This is a genomic window from Bacillus cereus group sp. BfR-BA-01523 (assembly GCF_022662615.1).
GTDB classification, from domain to species: domain Bacteria; phylum Bacillota; class Bacilli; order Bacillales; family Bacillaceae_G; genus Bacillus_A; species Bacillus_A mycoides.
Genome location: NZ_JAKUDX010000004.1, coordinates 39,549 through 56,031, shown reverse-complemented (window position 1 = coordinate 56,031; position 16,483 = coordinate 39,549). Strand labels below are relative to the sequence as shown.

Below are 16,483 nucleotides of genomic sequence, written 5' to 3'. Positions count from 1 at the left end.
ATGTGGCAAGTTGTAAAAAGAGATGTGAGATTTTGGCTAGGTGTTACTTTTTTGAGTGTACTAATGATTGTTAGTATTGGAAATACGCTGTTTTTCGATGGGAATATTCGTGAACTAACGATGATGTATAACGAAAAAGGAGAATTAGAGGCTGCTCCGTTTTCACCGTCGAGTAAATTTTGGTTCGGAACTGATGAGAAAGGCCGTGACCTGTTCCAGTTAATAATAGAAGGAGCGAAATGGACAGTTGGTGCAAGTATCGTTATCGCAGTTTTACGTGTAGTAATTGGAGGAGCTATTGGTTTATTACTTGGTATGTACAGTAAACGCTCATTTCCAGTTATCTCATCTTTTTTTGATCCGTTTAGTATTGTACCAATGATTATGATTTCCTATTTTATGTTAAATGCAGTTTTAATGTTCGAAAGTGGAGAGGCTGCTGCTCCGTTTCATTTACGGGTTGCGTTTCAAATTATAGTTCTTGCGTGCCTTGCTGTACCGACTGTTATGTTGTACGTGGCGCAAGAAGTAAAACGTATTAAGAATGAAGAATTTATGTTGGCGGCCACTGTGCTAGGCGGAAGTAAGTGGCAGAGGTTGAGACGCCATGTATGGCCGCATATGTTACCATCATTTCTTTTATTAGTAGCCCAGCAATTTGTAAGTACTTTATTACTCCTCTTGCATCTTGGTTTGTTGCGATTATTTTTTGGCGGAACAATAATTTTTGGCGGTATAGATGCAGATAGTGTAACAAAAGAATGGACAGGGTTAATTGGTCAAAACTTCCGTCACTTAACTACTCATACATGGATTGTACTTATACCAATCGCTTTCTATAGTATGACAATTTTGTCAGGAAATCTTATTAGTAATAGTATGCAAGATGCGATTAAACTAGGAAATGTTAGAAGAGCGAAACAAAAGAATGAAGAGGTGAAAGTAGAGAAACAAATACAGCCTACCATGAATGATTTTTCATTTCATAGAGAGGTACAAAAATAAAGAAAGAAAGATAGCTGAAGACAAATTGTTTTCAGCTATCTTTTTTGTTTAAAGTGGTGGTAAATCAATCTTACCTTCTTCAAATAATTCTTTTATCATATGTTTCGTATAACCAGCTGCTTGACCAAATGTGATTTTTGCTGGCATGGGTGCTTCATTTACATCTACAACTACATCAATAATGCATGGTTTACTTTGTTTTACCGCATTTTCAAAGGCAGGAAGTAAGTCATCTAACTGTTCTACACGGTATCCAATACCACCGCACGCCTCTGCGTATTTTGCGAAATCAGGATTCGTTAAGTCTGTACCAAATTCAATATTACCCATAACCTCTTGTTCAAATTTAATCATAGCAATTTTATTATTGTTTAATACAACAACAACGATTGGTAGTTTATATTTAACAGCTGTTACGAAATCGTTCATTGTCATTCCGAATCCGCCGTCACCACAAACTGCAAACACTTGTTTATCCGGGAAAGCAATTTGTCCAGCAAGTGCACCAGGTAAACCACAGCCAAGTGTTGCAAGCCAACTAGAAATGATAAATTTCTGGTTTGTCATACGGAAGTGTCTTGCAGTCCATACTGTTACATTTCCGACATCGACTGAAAGAATTGCGTCATCTTCTGCTACTTTCTGCAGTGCATGCATAACTCGTTGTGGTTTAATTGGAGTAGAAGAATCTTCTTCTTGAGTGTGTAATTTTTCTTCCCACTTTTTCATCATTTCTTGATGATGCTCTAAGAAGGAATGATCCTCGTGTTTTTCTACATTTTCAATTAGCCATTTTAATGTTTTATCAGCATCACCAGCTAAGCCGATATCTGTCGTATAACGTTTCCCGATTTGTGCAGGGTCTGTATCAATATGAAGTGTTTTTGCTTTTTCGGGTAAGAAACCAGTGAACGGATAAGAAGTACCAACCATAATTAAAGTATCTGCATGCTTCATTGCTTCATAAGAAGGTTTCGTCCCGATTAATCCTAATCCACCGATACAAAGAGGGTGTTCATCAGGAACAATCCCTTTAGCTGGTAATGTAAGTACGATTGGAGCACCGATATGTTCTGCAAATGCAAGTAAAGACTCTCTCGCATGTTTAGCTCCTTTCCCGGCTAAAATAACAGGTTTTTTCGCTTCATTAAGTGCGAGTTTCGCTACAGCTAAATCTTCTTCTTGCGGAAATATTTCTGGTAATGTAAAGGAAGAGTTTGTAATGCGCGCACCATTTTTTACTTCAAATTTTGGAACATCATCTGGAATTGTAAGAACAGAGACACCTTTTTTTGTATATGCCATTCGAATCGCTTGATTCACTACAGCAGGTAACTGTTCAGCTGACATTATTCGTTGGTTATAAACCGCAACATCATCAAACATTCTTTCTAAGTTTACTTCTTGGAAAAAATCCGTTCCGAGTAAATCGCTTTCTACTTGTCCTGAAATTGCTAGTACGGGAGCTTGATCGAGTTTTGCATCATATAAACCATTTAATAAATGAATCGCTCCAGGTCCTGCAATAGCCATACAAACACCAAGTTTTCCTGTTAATTTCGCATAGGCTGCCGCTGCTAACGCACCAGCTTCTTCATGGCGAACTTGAATAAATTTAATTTTATCTTGTTTTTTTCTTAAAGCTTCAATAATAGAATTAATGGAATCTCCAGGCATACCATATATGTGTTCTACACCCCAGTCAATTAAAAGGTCCACTAATGCTTCACCGGCTGTTTTTCCAAACATAATCGTTCCTCCTTATAATAGGTAGATACTATTATGTTTTGGAGAAAAAGGAAAAATATACAAATGATATAACTTATTTGTTTTAATGATGTCCAGTGAAAAGAGTGAAGGCTGTTATTAGTAAAAATCCACTAAAAGACCACGATAGAAACGGAAGGAGAGATAGCTGTTTTTTTGCTTTCCAAAGCATTTCGTGAATTGTGACATAGCCAAGAGAACCAATTGCGCTTCCCATAATAAGTCCTTGTAAATGGAGAGCTTTCCCGTCCATCATAATGCCAAAAACAGTACCGGTCCCTAGGATAAGAGAAAGTAATAAAGTTGTTAATAAAAATGAAATGTATTTATGTTTTGTAAAAAGAAATGGAATAATTAAAGCTAACCCTTCTGGAATATGGTGAATGACAATCGCAAGTAAGAAAGGAATGGCAGAGTCATTATGATTTATAAACGCTGTTCCTAACGCAAATCCACTCGGCATATTATGAATGAATATAGCGAAAGAAAGAAAAAGGAAGGTTTGCCATGCTTGTTGATCTTTCTTATGTATAATCGGATGATGACAATAGTTATCTAATAAGCTCATAACTAAAATACCGATAGCTATACCGAGCATAGGCCCAATTATTTCATAGCTTGAAAATGTTTCAGGAATAATTTCAAGTGATAAAAGCCCAAGCAAAATCCCACCACATAATGCGTATAAGCGATGCATCTTTTCTTCAATTAGTTGGCGTGTTGCTACTCCAACAGCACCTCCTAATAGTAATCCACCGAACGAAAAAAACGTAACGATTATAGGAATCCATAAACGTTCCATATCATCACACTCCAATTCTATCCCCTTATTTTCAGCTTACTAATGGGGGAGGGAGATTAGTCCAAATTATTATGACTAATTATAGAGAAAAAACTGTAAATTCATTATAATTTATATATTAAAATGAAATGGGGAATGTAAGTGCAAATAAAATGGAACTTATCTGAATATAAAAATCCAAAACGATATGATATAGAAAATAAAAGTTTTTCAGATTTTCCGTTTTTACTATCATGGGCGCAAAAACTAAATATACAAAATGAATGGATTTTAGATATTGCATGTGGAACAGGGAGAGTCACTATTCCTTTTATCGAAAAAGGGTATCAAATGATTGGTATAGATATACATGAAGGAATGCTTGCTGAAGCGAAGAGTAAATCTGCGAGTTTAAAGAATATAAAGTGGTTACAGCAAGACTGCTTGCAATTGAGCGTCGAAGAAACAATTCCTTTAGCATTTATGGTAGGACATGGATTCCAACATTTTCTTACTAATACACATCAAAATCAATTATTAGCATCGATTCATAATGTAATAACTGATAATGGTATATTCATATTTGACACACGTTTTCCGTCAAAGGAAGAATTAATACAACCATCTACAGAAGAATATTGGACAACTATTACAGATGAAAAGGGAAGAAGATGTGATTTATATACTGAGATGAATTATGATTCAATTCAACAAATACAGCACTACATAACAACAAGAAGGTTTTATGAGGAGGATACGCTAGTAGAGGAACTGAAAACAACAATAGATCTTCGGTATACGTATCCGCAAGAATTAGAAAGATTACTAGTAGCGAATGGGTTTGAATTGTTACATATATATAATGATTGGGAGGGGAATGAGTTGCAGGAGGATTGTTATTCTATGGTGGTAGTTTGCCAGAAGAAAAGATAGGGATGCTGATTATTAGTTGATAAGTGACATAAAGAAGTGTTCCTAAGAATATAACAATCAGGCGCGTTTATATAGAAACGCGTCTTTTCTTATATAGTAAGTTATTAGAAAAAATGAGCAAACTGTATTTCACATTAACAATAGACTATGTGTCTTTGTTTTAATTGTAAGGAAGAATAAGAGGAGCTGCAGTGGAGTGCTATGGTGGGGATTGTGAAAATACAATTATAAAGAAAATGAAGGATAAGGTCATAATCAAATGTTGTTTACTGAGCCATTAGAGTTTTATATAATATACAAATAAACAAAACTGGATGGTTGCCAGTTTAGAGGGGCATAAAAAAATGTCCTGGTATTTAGATAATGTTTATGAGTTAAATAAAGAAAAACGAATGTAATAAAAATTTACTATACTAACTTTATGGAGAGTAATGTTATGAAAGCAGAAAAAATACTTGAAACACTAGATAGGTACGCGGAGGAGTTTGATTTTCCAGTACTTGATAACTATAATTTTGACTTAGCACAATCCAGAATATCTGTTTTTCGAGAGGAAGACAAGTGGCTCATTGTATTTGAGGTTGTGGGCGTTGATGCAAACCTTGAGATATCGAATAACTTCTATGTGTATAGTAATAGCATGAGACAGCAAGGATTCTTTTCATGTTTCGATGAAATCTTAACGCTTGTAAATGAAGAATATTGGTACGATGATGAAGATCATTTCCTTGTAGATCCTTTTCATATGGAGTTACTTTTGAAAGGAGAACGTATCACTTTAACACCAACTGTAGAAGAGTATAAGCGTTTAGGAATTGAAACAGATTCATTTCATCCTACCAAACTTATTCGTTTTTTAACTTCTAAATATAAGGAGAAATTCTGGGTAAATCCCTCGGACATATTAGATGAAACCAATGCAGAATTTAAACCAAATCTATTTTATCAAACAGAAGAATGGGAACATCCTGATATAAGTGATGATCAAAAGCCGAGTGAGAGCATATTCTTTCAAAGTTTAGCTAAAGCGATTGAATTAAATAATGTGAATTTGATAACTGTAGGGAAAGTAAATAATGATTGGACCAATTGGACATGGAGTGATTTTGAAAAACAAGAAGAGGATGACATTTAAATAAGAAACTGTTTTTCCCCACCTATGATACATTGAAGCATTTGTAACATTATTTTTATCGGCAAAGTCATGTATGAATTTCGCTTTCACATCTAAATCATTTGAGTTGAACAATCGTATTAGTTATTACTAATATGTGTGTCAAAATATTTTAAAAAAAGATTGATAAATGTTTCTTCGCTTTATTTTTAATGTGAGAAGGAATGTAAATAATGAACAAAAAAATAATATAGTTAGTGGAAGCGAAGGAAATGTTATAGTGTTTGATGCACACATTAAGAGGTTTTATGTAATCGGAAAGAGAAGCTTTTTGTTTGAATTTCAGGGTATACAAAATGTAAACGTTGACTGGGATTTATTTCTCATGCTAACATATAGATAATTTAATCAAGGCGGTGGAAATGTATTGGACTCAGATGTTGACTCGGATAGGTGGCTAAATGACCTCGATTTTCTCAGAGTACCCCTCATCATTTTGAGAATGTAGATTTTATACAATCTCATGTCAATGTGTATGAAGTAGGTCTGGAAAGAGAAAATATATCAGGAGGTGAATCCTTTAGTTTCAAGGAAGCTAAGGGAATTAGTTGGACATATTTAATTTAATCATGGTAGTGGTTTTAATCGCATGTACTGCATTTTTCGTAGCAATTGAGTTTGCTATTGTAAAAGTAAGAGGATCAAAGATTGATCAATTTGTATTAGAAGGAAAGAAAGGTGCGCTGGCAGCTAAGAAAGTGACATCAAACTTGGATGAGTATTTGTCAGCTTGTCAATTAGGGATTACAGTTACAGCAATGGGACTCGGGGCACTAGGTGAACCAACGATTGAGAGACTTTTACATCCTTTATTTGATAAGTGGAACATCAATCCTTCCATTGCAGGTGTATTATCTTTAGGAATTGCTTTTACTATTATGACGTACTTACATGTTGTAGTTGGTGAATTAGCACCAAAAACATTCGCGATTCAAAAGGCTGAGAAGGTTACGTTATTACTTTCGGCTCCGCTTATCTGGTTCTACAAAATCATGTATCCGTTTATTCGCTTGTTAAATGGCTCTGCAAGGATGATAACAGGAATGTTCGGCTTAAAACCTGCATCAGAGCATGATGTAGCACATACAGAAGAAGAATTACGATTGATTCTTTCTGAAAGTTATGAACGTGGAGAAATTAATCAAGCTGAATACAAATATGTAAATAATATTTTTGAATTTGATAATCGTATTGCGAAAGAAATCATGGTCCCCCGTACAGAAATTATAGGGTTACATGTAGATAATTCTTTAGCAGACCATATGAAAATAATCCGTGATGAAAAGTATACACGTTACCCAGTATTTGGGGAAGATAAAGATGAAATCATTGGCATGGTGAATGTGAAAGACTTCTTTATTCGTTATATGAATAAGGAAATAAAAGAATTCAATTCTATTCAATCGTATACGCGTCCAGTAATTGAAGTAATTGAGACCATACCAATACATAATCTTTTACTACAAATGCAAAAGAAACGTATTCCGTTGGCTGTGTTATATGATGAATACGGCGGTACGGCTGGTATTGTAACCATTGAGGATATTCTGGAAGAGATTGTAGGAGAAATCCGTGATGAATACGATGAAGATGAGCGTCCGCCCATCCAGCAAATGAATGAAGGTCATGTTGTCGTAGAAGGTAAAGTATTAATTAGCGAATTAAATGATTTACTAGGATTACATATGAATGATAGTGATGTTGACACGATTGGTGGTTGGATTCTGATGCAGAATTATGATATCCAGGAAGGGCAAACAGTAAATAGCGAAGGATATGCATTTAAAATTCTTTCTAAAGACCCTCACCAAATCAAACGTGTTGAAATACAAAAAGAAATGTTGGAAGCAGCAACTGTATAGTTGCTGCTTTTATTCAATTGATAACATGGTAGCCCTCCTCATTAAATTCATTGATTGATCAACTTTTTACCTGTTAACACATTACCGAAATAGGGCATGATTGGTTCCTTTGCATTCCAGGTTCAACACTCCTTCGATATTGTAAAATGTATCTCATTTATACAAATTGTAATATAATTTACATGTAAATTCGTAGCGTAAAATAGATTAAAAGTAACAAATGTTGAGAAAGGATTCCCTTGTCAAAATTAGTATTTGTATTTCACTAGATAATAAAAAATGTAGAATGATTTTATTTCTGACATTGTTATTTAATAGTAATCAAAATACAAAATAAAGAATTTTCTCGGCTGGAAATTGTTACATACTCATAAAATGGAGGCAATAGTTATGCAGCAAATTAAAAAAATAGGAAACGCATTTTGGTACATGACACCTGTTTCCGAGACTGATAGACCTATCTTAGGAATGGTAGTTGGAAAAGAAAAGACTTTGATGATAGATGCAGGTAATTCAGAAGCACATACACAATTGTTTTTAGAAATGCTAAAAGAGAAAAATATCTCAAATCCTGATTTTGTAGCATTAACGCATTGGCACTGGGATCATATTTTTGGATTGCCTGTATTACAAAATGCATTGTCTATCGCACATTTTGAAACAAAAAAAGAGATGAACACACTTGTTTCTTATGAGTGGTCGGATGAGGCATTGGACGCACGAGTGAAAGAAGGTACAGAAATTGAATTTTGTGCGGACTGTATAAAAAAAGAGTTCAGTGAAAAACCAAGAAATATTCAAATTCTTCCGCCGTCCTTAACCTTTCAGAAACAACTTGAATTAGACCTTGGTGATGTGACATGTGTGTTAGAGCATGTGGGCGGAGACCATTCACATGACTCTGTTGTTATTTATATTAAAGAAGAAAAGATTTTGTTTTTAGGAGACTGTATATATGCAGATATCTTTTCTGCAAAGCGGAACTATACAACGAAACGAACGTTTAAACTGATACAAGAATTAGAGAAATTTGATGCCGAGACCTATATTCTTTCACATGGGGACGCTATAGATCGAAATGAATTCTTGCGAGAGATTCGTTTATTAAAAACAGTAGGAACTTATACGGAAACTCATAAAGGCGATGAAGAGAAGATAAAGGCAGCATATAAACAAGAACTAGATAGAGAATTAAATGAAGATGAGCTAGAAACAATAACGTACTTTGTAAATGGTTATGAAATGGTTAATCTGTAAAACCTAACTCAAACCAGATTGAAGCTTATTCTGATTTGAATATAATTAAACTGTACAAAAAGAGTATTGAAAGTTAATTCAATACTCTTTTTAATAATTAAATATCCAGCCCCAACCAATTTCTAAATCTTTTTGCTGGCTCATCATCTGGGTTTACACGGCTTTCAACACTGGTTGTGATTAGCAGCTTTTTTAGCTAATTCAGTAATATATTCAAAGAATGCATCACGTTTTACATCATAAATGACATTTACTGGTCTTCCGTTAGCAGTTTCCACTGTACGTCCTTGGCTGGGTCCGTATGTATGAACGATACTAGCAATCGTTTTTGTTTTTGCAAGATCAGCTTTCCCAACAAACGCAGCAGTTAATACATCCCACAAATAGTAAGTAGAGTTCGTTGAGAAGTGAACGAGAGGGGGAACCATTGCATAGCATTGACCAAGGAAATCAACACCAATATACTTACGCTCTTTTGCCCACTGTTCACGTATGTCTATAGTTAGCGGAACCTGGTTTGTACTTTCTAGAGTTACTAAATCAATGATTATATTAGCATTCCAAACACGAGCTACTGCTTCGGGATCCCAAAATGAATTCCACTCGGCTGTTCCGTCATGTTCTGGCTCATGTACATTGCCTGCAGTACGAAATGTACCGCCCATCCAAACGAGACGTTCAATTTTATCTTCGATTATTGGAGATTCATATAGTGCACGAGCAAGGTCAGTCAGGGGCCCTGTAAATAATAAAGTTGTTTTTCCATCAGTTTGTAGAAGAGTCTCTATTATATGATGATGTGCAGTTTTTTTTGATGCAGGTGTAACAACTTTCCCAAACTCATTTAAAATTGGTAAAGCATCTACATAAAATGCATGCATCCGCCATTCTTTTGGAAATGGGTTTTTTCCACGAGAGTTGGACGCTGCTACCTCAATATTATTTTTGCCGAAGCGATCTATAATTTTACGACTGGCAGACATTGCTGGTTCTAAATAACAATCTGCAGGAATAACTGAAACACCTGTAAGTTCTATATTTTCCATCTGGAGTAGTAAAAATAGTGATATTAAATCATCTACACCACCATCATGATTGAAGTACACTTTTTTCATCATTTTAATCTCCATTCTTTAAAATTTAACCAGGAATTAAATTTTAATTGATGAAAAATCATCAATAATTTCCACCACTTCAATTCTCCCATTAATCAGTAACTCAGGAAGTTCATTTCTAACGTTTCCTTTCCAATACTCTCTAGCTTGTTCCATTTTTTGAGCGAAAGGAATACCATCTTCTTTCGGCAAAAGGTTTCCATCACCTTCAAAAGAACTTCCGATTACTCGTAGTTTAACAATCTGCAAAACTTCTCGATTATAAGAATCAAATAGCGCTTTCCATTTCAAAGCATCCTCATAGCTTTTGGAAGCATATAAGCAAGACAACCTTGAGGGATATTCAGGAAATTCTTGCAGTCTAACCATTTCTACAATCGTTTCTCTAACCGCTCTAATTGTTTGATCTATATAATTCAGAACTACTTTAGCATTTTCATTATTTATATGTAATTCCTCATTGATATAATGCCTTTTTAAAATTTGAATGGAGTCTTCATCATTAGAATTTAATTGTTCTCTTTCAAAAAAGAAGTGATAGAGGGTATTAGTTTGATTTTTGTCAAAGTGAATGATTTTTCCGATACTCATTGTTTTCCTTGTAACGATGTGATATGCGTAAAATTCTGCTTTATTCATGGTTATCCTCCTAGTAGTAATTATCATATAATTCAATATTAAATTTAATAATTCAACATCAAAATATATAAAACCTTTGTAAGTAAAAAGTTATAAAGTGGGAGGATTGGAGTGAAGAGTGGAAGAAATGCACGTAAACGCTTTAAAAATGTTCACAAAATGTTCACTTACGAAGGAGTTTCCAATATCGATATAATGACAAAGACTCAAAGAGAAGGGATGATGAAAATTGCCAACAACAAGAAAGGAAAACCTCCAATTTGGTATGATGATGTGCCTCGGGATGGTTATCGTTATGACGTTTTACAATTTATTAATGAATGGAGCAAGAGGACCAATTCATATTAAGGAAATCGTATTAGAACTAATAATTGGATTTATTATTGCGCTATTAATTGAAATATGTATCGTTGGACCGTGTGCGAAAAAGATTGTATTTGCATTACCATTTGATAAATCAAAAAAAGTAAACATGATTATTGCGATGGCAACAACAATGGTAATCGGAATGGTATTCTTTATGTCATTTTACGGAATGGCTATGATGTATTTACATAATGGGTTACATGGTGACTCATTCGCTTCAATTTATTTCTCGATTTTCATTAAAAATTTCATTATGGCGTACCCACTTCAATTAATAATAATGGGACCTCTTGTACGTTTCTTATTTGGAAAGTTTGTTTTGAAGAATAAAGCTGCTAATGTAGCGTAGTTTTAATTACTAAAATATTATATATGGATTAAATACTTTAAACACATCTCACATATTTTGAGATGTGTTTTTTCGTGTACATTACTAATTATTTTCATATCGATGTGACATTTGTCCTTTTGTCGTTGTAGTATTGTAGCTTTTAATTAAATCATAGATAGAAGATTAGGAGATGATTTTTTTGAAAGGTATTTTACTTTCAGTTTTTGGAGGAGTATTCATTACACTTCAAGGTACGTTTAATGCGAAACTTAGTTCAGATATCGGTATATGGTCGACGAGTATTATGACGCATTTAATTGGGTTTCTTATTGCAACAACTATATTTTTGTTAAAGAAAGAAGAGAAAGTAACGGATTTAAAGGGTGTAAAAAAAGTATATTTAGCAGCTGGCGCACTTGGTGGGTTGATTATTTATGCGGAAACAATGGCGATATATTCAATGGGAGTTACATTAACAGCTGGAACACTTATGGTTGCTCAATTATTAACTGCTACTGTTATTGAAATGAAAGGATTATTTCATATAAAAAAGATACAAATGGAGAGATACCATATTGTGGGGACAATAGTAATGATTTTAGGTATTTTTGTGTTTAATATGTAAGGAAAGAAGGGACTGTAAGTGGATAATAAATCAGACTTAATTATTCAATATTTGAAAGCTTATAATATACTTGAAATTTTTTCAGGAATAAGTACTGACAATTTTCAAGTAAATCATTTTGAAAAAGGCAAGCTTATTTGCGATAAAGATGATGAAATTCATCGTTTATATTTTGTTATTAAAGGAAAAGTAAAAGTTTACACGATTACACCAGAAGGAAAGAAACTAATCCTTCGCTTTATCAATCCATTAGCAATTGTTGGTGATATTGAATTAATACAAAATAGCAAAGCACATAATGTTGTTGAAGCTTGTTCAGATGTTGTAGCAATCTCCATTTCTAATACAGTTATTAGAAATAAGTTATTACATGATCCTATATTTATGAAGTTCTTGCTTGAAAACATTGCGAACACGTTAAAAATATCGACTCGTTTTACAGCTCTAAATTTACTTTATCCGGTAGAAGTACGTGTAGCTAGTTATTTACTTTCGATTTCAACGGATAGTAATGGGAATATGTATAAAGAGAATTTAGATTCAACTTCTGTATCAAGTATTGCAGATTTTATAGGTGTAAGTTATAGGCATGTAATTCGAGTTTTACAAAAATTTTATAGTGAAAAATTAATTAAAAAGAAAAATGGAGTTATTGTAATTAAAGATTTTTCTAGAATGAAGGAAGTTGCTAAAGATAATATATATGAGTAATGAAAGGGAGAGAAGGGTTATGGTTGGATTTAGTTTAGCTATATTAGCTGGAATATTAATTAGCTTACAATCTGTTTTTAATACGAAAGTGAATGAAATTGTAGGACAGTGGTTAACAACTGCATGTGTTCTTGGAATAGGTCTCATAAGTTCTGTTTTATTTCATATCATTACAGAGAAAAGTATAAGCGTTAACTTTTATACTGCAAATTATTTATTTTATATAAGTGGATTGTTTGGTATCGGATTAATTATTTGTATAATGGGTGCAATAAAGAGTTTAGGTCCAGCTTATACGGTGCTCATTAGCCTTATTACTCAATTAGTTGTTGCATTATGTGTTGATACATTTGGATTGTTTGGAATGGAGAGAGTACCTATACAAATAAATAAATTAATTGGTATAGGTCTATTAATTGTAGGGGTAGGAATTTTTAAAAATCTTTTTTCGAATAAGAAAGCTATTACTATAAATGAGGATAGGGTCTAAAGAATTTAAAGGAAAAAGGTGTTAATAATTAGAACATATACATTTAGGTGGTAGTAAATGAGCGATAAGGAGAGAAAATAAGTGATTCAGTACATGTTGGAAGATGGTGTACATTATATTATGAGTGCAGTGACATAACTAGGAGGTTTCCACTATGACAGCTTTATTTAAAGCTATGGAGTTCCAGCTGAAAACTGAACGACTTGATCTGAGTATGTGGGAGGAATCCGATTCAGTCTGGATGAGAAAATTAATTGGCGAACGTGGTGTGGATATGCCAACCCTTGACGCCGTTCGTAGCATGCTTATAGAGATGCGTAAGAGAGCAGGCGAAAATGGCATTTCCCTTCTCACTATTCGCCGACGAGACGAAGGTGATTTCATCGGATACTGTGGCTTGATTATCGGTCGTTCCACACTGGAAGAGCCGGAGATCGCATACGAGTTGTTCCGCAGTGCTCATGGCAAAGGCTATGCGACTGAGGCAGCATCTGTTGTGCTGGACGCTGCGATTGCTACGGGGCGCCACAGACTTTGGTCGACTGTCGGCGCTTGGAATGTTGCGTCCTTCCGGGTGTTAGAAAAGATAGGATTTGAGAGGCATCACAGTACGTGGGACGAGCGCGGTGAGATTGTTTGGAACGTACGCGACCTTTAGAAATCCCGGACCTAACTCGAAACTATTGAAAAGGAGAAGAGGTCATTAGTTTGGGCGAGAATCCAGATAAAGATAAAAGAACTGATTTATAATCCAAATAGTGACAAACTATAACTGAAGCATGTCCTCCTCCCAAAACCAATCGAACGTTTCAAGTTATATATCTTTATTATACTGATTAAACTAAATATTTATTGTTTACTTATTTCATTCATTATGTAAATAAAAAAGGATAGTTAGCCCTCATAATGGACTAACTATCCTATAGATTATTATATGAATTTAATAAAATCGAGGTCTTCTTTTATATATGATTAATATATTATAGATTTATCATTTTTCAAACCGTATATGAACGAACTTCAACATCTTTATTAAATTTACAATCCGTATCATAATTCGTGTACTTCCATCCCAATCTTTATTTGTAGGTATATGTTTAAAGAAAGGGGAGTAGCTTAATATTTTTATGTTAGAAGACCACTTTTCTATTGTCTTTGGATTATTTACGTAAAAATACATCATAGCGCCGTTATTACCAGATTTTTTTACAGTAGCATTCGAAAGTGTCAGTGCGAACTTTGATTCGGCATCAAAATATAACTCTCCTCCAGGAAAACGTTTTGCCATAGCGACAAATATCTCCTTCAGTTCTTCTTCTTTAAAGTAATAAAACACACCTGCTGATATAAAAAGAATACCGTCTTTTGGATCATATTTTATATCGTTGAACCAAGAAGTGTCAAAAAATGATTTGGCAATGCTTATATTTCGTGGTGTATCTTCAATTAATGTTTTGCGGAAAGCGATCGCATCAGGCAAATCAAGGTTATACCACTGTATAGTACCGTTATCAATTCTTGAAAAAGTAGTGTCTAGTCCAGAACCGATATTTACTATAGTAGCATTCGGATGTTTTCTAATAAATTGTTTAATAGTATCGTCTATTTTTCTTGCACGGGTAATATAAGTGATACATCCATATTCGCCAAATGTATCTGCTATTTTAGAGAAATCAAAGTCGCATTCTTTAATAATCCGAATAGCTTCCGTATCATCTAAAATATTCTTGTTTTTCTCACTACCATATGCTCGTCCCCATAGTGGAATAAGCATAGTACCTTGAACTGATTGTAAATCTATTTCTTTAACCATGAAACGTCCTCCATTTAATAATAACGACTAATCATATATATATGATTAGTCGTTATTTAGCATTTTTGATAGCATTTTATTTGTTTTATACAGTCCGTAAGTTAAATCACGTTGATCTTCTTCACAGAGTTTTTCAAGATTACTAGTGAAATTATTATAAATTTGTTTCCATCTTTCATAATGTACTTTTTCAGCTTTATCTGTTAAGGAAATTAAAACAGCTCGTTTATCTACTGTATCTTGTTTTTTTACAATGTATCCGTTTTGCTCTAAATTACGAACGGTTACACTTAATTGTTGTTTAGGTAGGTTTAAATAACTAGCAATCATTTTTAAATTTACAGCGACTTTTTGCTGGGCAATATACTCAACTATGTGTTGCTCTAAATGTGTAAATTCAGTGGATTTCTCTGATAATAATTTGAAAGTACCTGACATATTTAATAATAAATTCATGTATTCGTTTATTAATTCTTTATTAGTCATTATTTTTCGTGTCCTTTATCAATTTAGTAATTATTTTATTACTATTTTCACTTAAAAACAAATAATAACATTGATATTAGTAATTATTTATTTACTAATATCAATGTTATTTAAGTCGTGAGAGATACAGTAGAGGAAAAGTTAAAGTTTTTTTATGAGAGGAGAATAGAAATATTATAAAATATTACTTTATACATAAAAAACTAATGAAGCCAATGTCTTTTTCAGTCATTATACTATTAATAATTTTATGGTAAAATCTTTTACATAATGAAATAAAGGGGTAGTATTCTATGGGTTATTTCTCAAATAGTTTATTAGTTTTGTTTGTTCTTATCGTATGTAGCTGTATGATTTTTGGTTGATAATATAATGATGGATTGATATAAAAGAAGGTATCTCACAAAGATGAGATACCTTCTTTTTCTTATAATTGTAATTTAGATTCAGTATTTGGTGATGGTTGAAATGTATATATTTTATACTCACCATTAGTTGATATATTAAACAAATATTAAATAGAGAAATATATATGGTACCAATCTTATTAAGTTCCTTATGTTTTTAAAGAGAAGGAGTTTCATTTTTTCTTATTGAAGTATTGTTCTAGTCAGTTTAACGACGGTCAAAAATTTTTTGACATAAAAACAAAAAGGATAATAGGGAGTATTTACATGAAAACTATTTTAAAGTACACAATTGAATCTCCTAAAAATTTCAATGAATTATTAACTATGTATGAATCTTTAGGATGGAATTCTCTTAAATTATCGGTTAACGAGTTAGAGCAAATGTGTAAGCAAAGTTGGTATGTGATATATGCTTTTAAAGAGCAACAATTAATTGGGATGGGACGAGTAATATCAGATGGTGTAATAACGGGCATTATTTGCGGTGTATGTGTAATGCCAGAGTATCAGTCCATGGGCGTTGGAAAGGAAATAGTGGAACGATTAATCCGGCACTGTGAACAAAACAAGGTTATTCCCCAACTTATGTGTGTAGAAAAATTGCAATCTTACTATGAATCTATAGGGTTTGAGGCATTCTCTATTGGGATGACAAAACATATCATTAGATAGCCGGGCTTTATATTATCAGTTTACTCGTGCATATTTTCAAACTTTA

Annotated in this window: 17 protein-coding genes; 11 read left to right on the top strand and 6 right to left on the bottom strand. The window is 33.4% G+C overall.

From position 1 onward, the window contains the following. A complete protein-coding gene (locus tag MR066_RS12255; protein WP_242247365.1) occupies positions 1 to 1,005 on the top strand; it encodes an ABC transporter permease in 1,005 nt (334 codons plus the stop codon). 48 nt (positions 1,006 to 1,053) lie between these two features. Here MR066_RS12255 and MR066_RS12250 read toward each other — a convergent pair whose 3' ends face one another. Both MR066_RS12250 and MR066_RS12245 read right to left on the bottom strand, forming a co-directional pair. Next, entirely contained in the window at positions 1,054 to 2,754 is a 1,701-nt protein-coding gene (locus MR066_RS12250) for a pyruvate oxidase (protein ID WP_088292234.1), read from the bottom strand. 82 nt (positions 2,755 to 2,836) lie between these two features. Next, a complete protein-coding gene (locus MR066_RS12245; RefSeq protein ID WP_242247364.1) occupies positions 2,837 to 3,574 on the bottom strand; it encodes a ZIP family metal transporter in 738 nt (245 codons plus the stop codon). Between the two features lie 141 nt (positions 3,575 to 3,715). On the opposite strand from MR066_RS12245, the gene MR066_RS12240 reads away from it, so the two are divergent. The 4 genes from MR066_RS12240 (at position 3,716) to MR066_RS12225 (ending at position 8,779) form a co-directional block, all read left to right on the top strand. Next, positions 3,716 to 4,486 carry a class I SAM-dependent methyltransferase gene (locus MR066_RS12240; RefSeq protein WP_242247363.1) on the top strand — a complete coding sequence of 257 codons (771 nt, stop codon included), beginning with the start codon at positions 3,716 to 3,718 and terminating at the stop codon, positions 4,484 to 4,486. A 436-nt stretch (positions 4,487 to 4,922) separates the two neighbouring features. Then, positions 4,923 to 5,621, top strand: coding sequence for a DUF7003 family protein (locus tag MR066_RS12235; protein WP_242247362.1), 699 nt, complete (start codon positions 4,923 to 4,925; stop codon positions 5,619 to 5,621). A gap of 587 nt (positions 5,622 to 6,208) precedes the next feature. Then, complete coding sequence (locus MR066_RS12230) at positions 6,209 to 7,522, top strand: hemolysin family protein (protein WP_033709060.1); 1,314 nt, start codon at positions 6,209 to 6,211, stop codon at positions 7,520 to 7,522. 390 nt (positions 7,523 to 7,912) lie between these two features. After that, positions 7,913 to 8,779, top strand: a complete 867-nt coding sequence (locus MR066_RS12225; protein WP_242247361.1) for an MBL fold metallo-hydrolase — start codon at positions 7,913 to 7,915, stop codon at positions 8,777 to 8,779. Between the two features lie 164 nt (positions 8,780 to 8,943). On the opposite strand, the gene MR066_RS12220 is transcribed toward MR066_RS12225, so the two are convergent. Continuing rightward, on the bottom strand, positions 8,944 to 9,897 hold the full coding sequence (locus MR066_RS12220; RefSeq protein WP_242247360.1) for a nucleoside hydrolase: 954 nt from the start codon (positions 9,895 to 9,897) through the stop codon (positions 8,944 to 8,946). 33 nt (positions 9,898 to 9,930) lie between these two features. Beyond that, positions 9,931 to 10,533, bottom strand: a complete 603-nt coding sequence (locus tag MR066_RS12215; RefSeq protein WP_016102044.1) for a DUF2441 domain-containing protein — start codon at positions 10,531 to 10,533, stop codon at positions 9,931 to 9,933. Positions 10,534 to 10,762: 229 nt separating this feature from the next. On the opposite strand from MR066_RS12215, the gene MR066_RS12210 reads away from it, so the two are divergent. From MR066_RS12210 to MR066_RS12190, 5 genes are all read left to right on the top strand, one after another. Next, on the top strand, positions 10,763 to 11,248 hold the full coding sequence (locus MR066_RS12210; protein ID WP_242247359.1) for a DUF2798 domain-containing protein: 486 nt from the start codon (positions 10,763 to 10,765) through the stop codon (positions 11,246 to 11,248). 181 nt (positions 11,249 to 11,429) lie between these two features. Beyond that, positions 11,430 to 11,855 (top strand): DMT family transporter, encoded by a 426-nt coding sequence (locus MR066_RS12205; protein ID WP_242247352.1) that lies wholly within the window; start codon positions 11,430 to 11,432, stop codon positions 11,853 to 11,855. An 18-nt stretch (positions 11,856 to 11,873) separates the two neighbouring features. Next, positions 11,874 to 12,566 (top strand): Crp/Fnr family transcriptional regulator, encoded by a 693-nt coding sequence (locus MR066_RS12200; protein ID WP_242247351.1) that lies wholly within the window; start codon positions 11,874 to 11,876, stop codon positions 12,564 to 12,566. A gap of 19 nt (positions 12,567 to 12,585) precedes the next feature. Continuing rightward, on the top strand, positions 12,586 to 13,056 hold the full coding sequence (locus MR066_RS12195) for a DMT family transporter (protein WP_242247349.1): 471 nt from the start codon (positions 12,586 to 12,588) through the stop codon (positions 13,054 to 13,056). Positions 13,057 to 13,210: 154 nt separating this feature from the next. Further along, positions 13,211 to 13,714, top strand: coding sequence for a GNAT family N-acetyltransferase (locus tag MR066_RS12190; RefSeq protein WP_242247347.1), 504 nt, complete (start codon positions 13,211 to 13,213; stop codon positions 13,712 to 13,714). A 333-nt stretch (positions 13,715 to 14,047) separates the two neighbouring features. On the opposite strand, the gene MR066_RS12185 is transcribed toward MR066_RS12190, so the two are convergent. Both MR066_RS12185 and MR066_RS12180 read right to left on the bottom strand, forming a co-directional pair. Continuing rightward, a complete protein-coding gene (locus MR066_RS12185) occupies positions 14,048 to 14,869 on the bottom strand; it encodes a class I SAM-dependent methyltransferase (protein ID WP_242247345.1) in 822 nt (273 codons plus the stop codon). A 45-nt stretch (positions 14,870 to 14,914) separates the two neighbouring features. Then, a complete protein-coding gene (locus MR066_RS12180; RefSeq protein WP_242247343.1) occupies positions 14,915 to 15,355 on the bottom strand; it encodes a MarR family winged helix-turn-helix transcriptional regulator in 441 nt (146 codons plus the stop codon). Between the two features lie 674 nt (positions 15,356 to 16,029). Between MR066_RS12180 and MR066_RS12175 the strand changes: the two genes are divergently transcribed. Further along, positions 16,030 to 16,437 (top strand): GNAT family N-acetyltransferase, encoded by a 408-nt coding sequence (locus tag MR066_RS12175; RefSeq protein ID WP_242247342.1) that lies wholly within the window; start codon positions 16,030 to 16,032, stop codon positions 16,435 to 16,437. Positions 16,438 to 16,483 lie beyond the last annotated feature (46 nt).

Excerpts from the sequence above, each read along its gene's own strand:
- MR066_RS12255 (WP_242247365.1), top strand. The coding sequence starts at position 1 with ATGTGGCAAGTTGTAAAAAGAGATGTGAGATTTTGGCTAGGTGTTACT.
- MR066_RS12250 (WP_088292234.1), bottom strand. The coding sequence starts at position 2,754 with ATGTTTGGAAAAACAGCCGGTGAAGCATTAGTGGACCTTTTAATTGAC.
- MR066_RS12245 (WP_242247364.1), bottom strand. The coding sequence starts at position 3,574 with ATGGAACGTTTATGGATTCCTATAATCGTTACGTTTTTTTCGTTCGGT.
- MR066_RS12235 (WP_242247362.1), top strand. The coding sequence starts at position 4,923 with ATGAAAGCAGAAAAAATACTTGAAACACTAGATAGGTACGCGGAGGAG.
- MR066_RS12225 (WP_242247361.1), top strand. The coding sequence starts at position 7,913 with ATGCAGCAAATTAAAAAAATAGGAAACGCATTTTGGTACATGACACCT.
- MR066_RS12220 (WP_242247360.1), bottom strand. The coding sequence starts at position 9,897 with ATGATGAAAAAAGTGTACTTCAATCATGATGGTGGTGTAGATGATTTA.
- MR066_RS12215 (WP_016102044.1), bottom strand. The coding sequence starts at position 10,533 with ATGAATAAAGCAGAATTTTACGCATATCACATCGTTACAAGGAAAACA.
- MR066_RS12195 (WP_242247349.1), top strand. The coding sequence starts at position 12,586 with ATGGTTGGATTTAGTTTAGCTATATTAGCTGGAATATTAATTAGCTTA.
- MR066_RS12190 (WP_242247347.1), top strand. The coding sequence starts at position 13,211 with ATGACAGCTTTATTTAAAGCTATGGAGTTCCAGCTGAAAACTGAACGA.
- MR066_RS12185 (WP_242247345.1), bottom strand. The coding sequence starts at position 14,869 with ATGGTTAAAGAAATAGATTTACAATCAGTTCAAGGTACTATGCTTATT.
- MR066_RS12180 (WP_242247343.1), bottom strand. The coding sequence starts at position 15,355 with ATGACTAATAAAGAATTAATAAACGAATACATGAATTTATTATTAAAT.
- MR066_RS12175 (WP_242247342.1), top strand. The coding sequence starts at position 16,030 with ATGAAAACTATTTTAAAGTACACAATTGAATCTCCTAAAAATTTCAAT.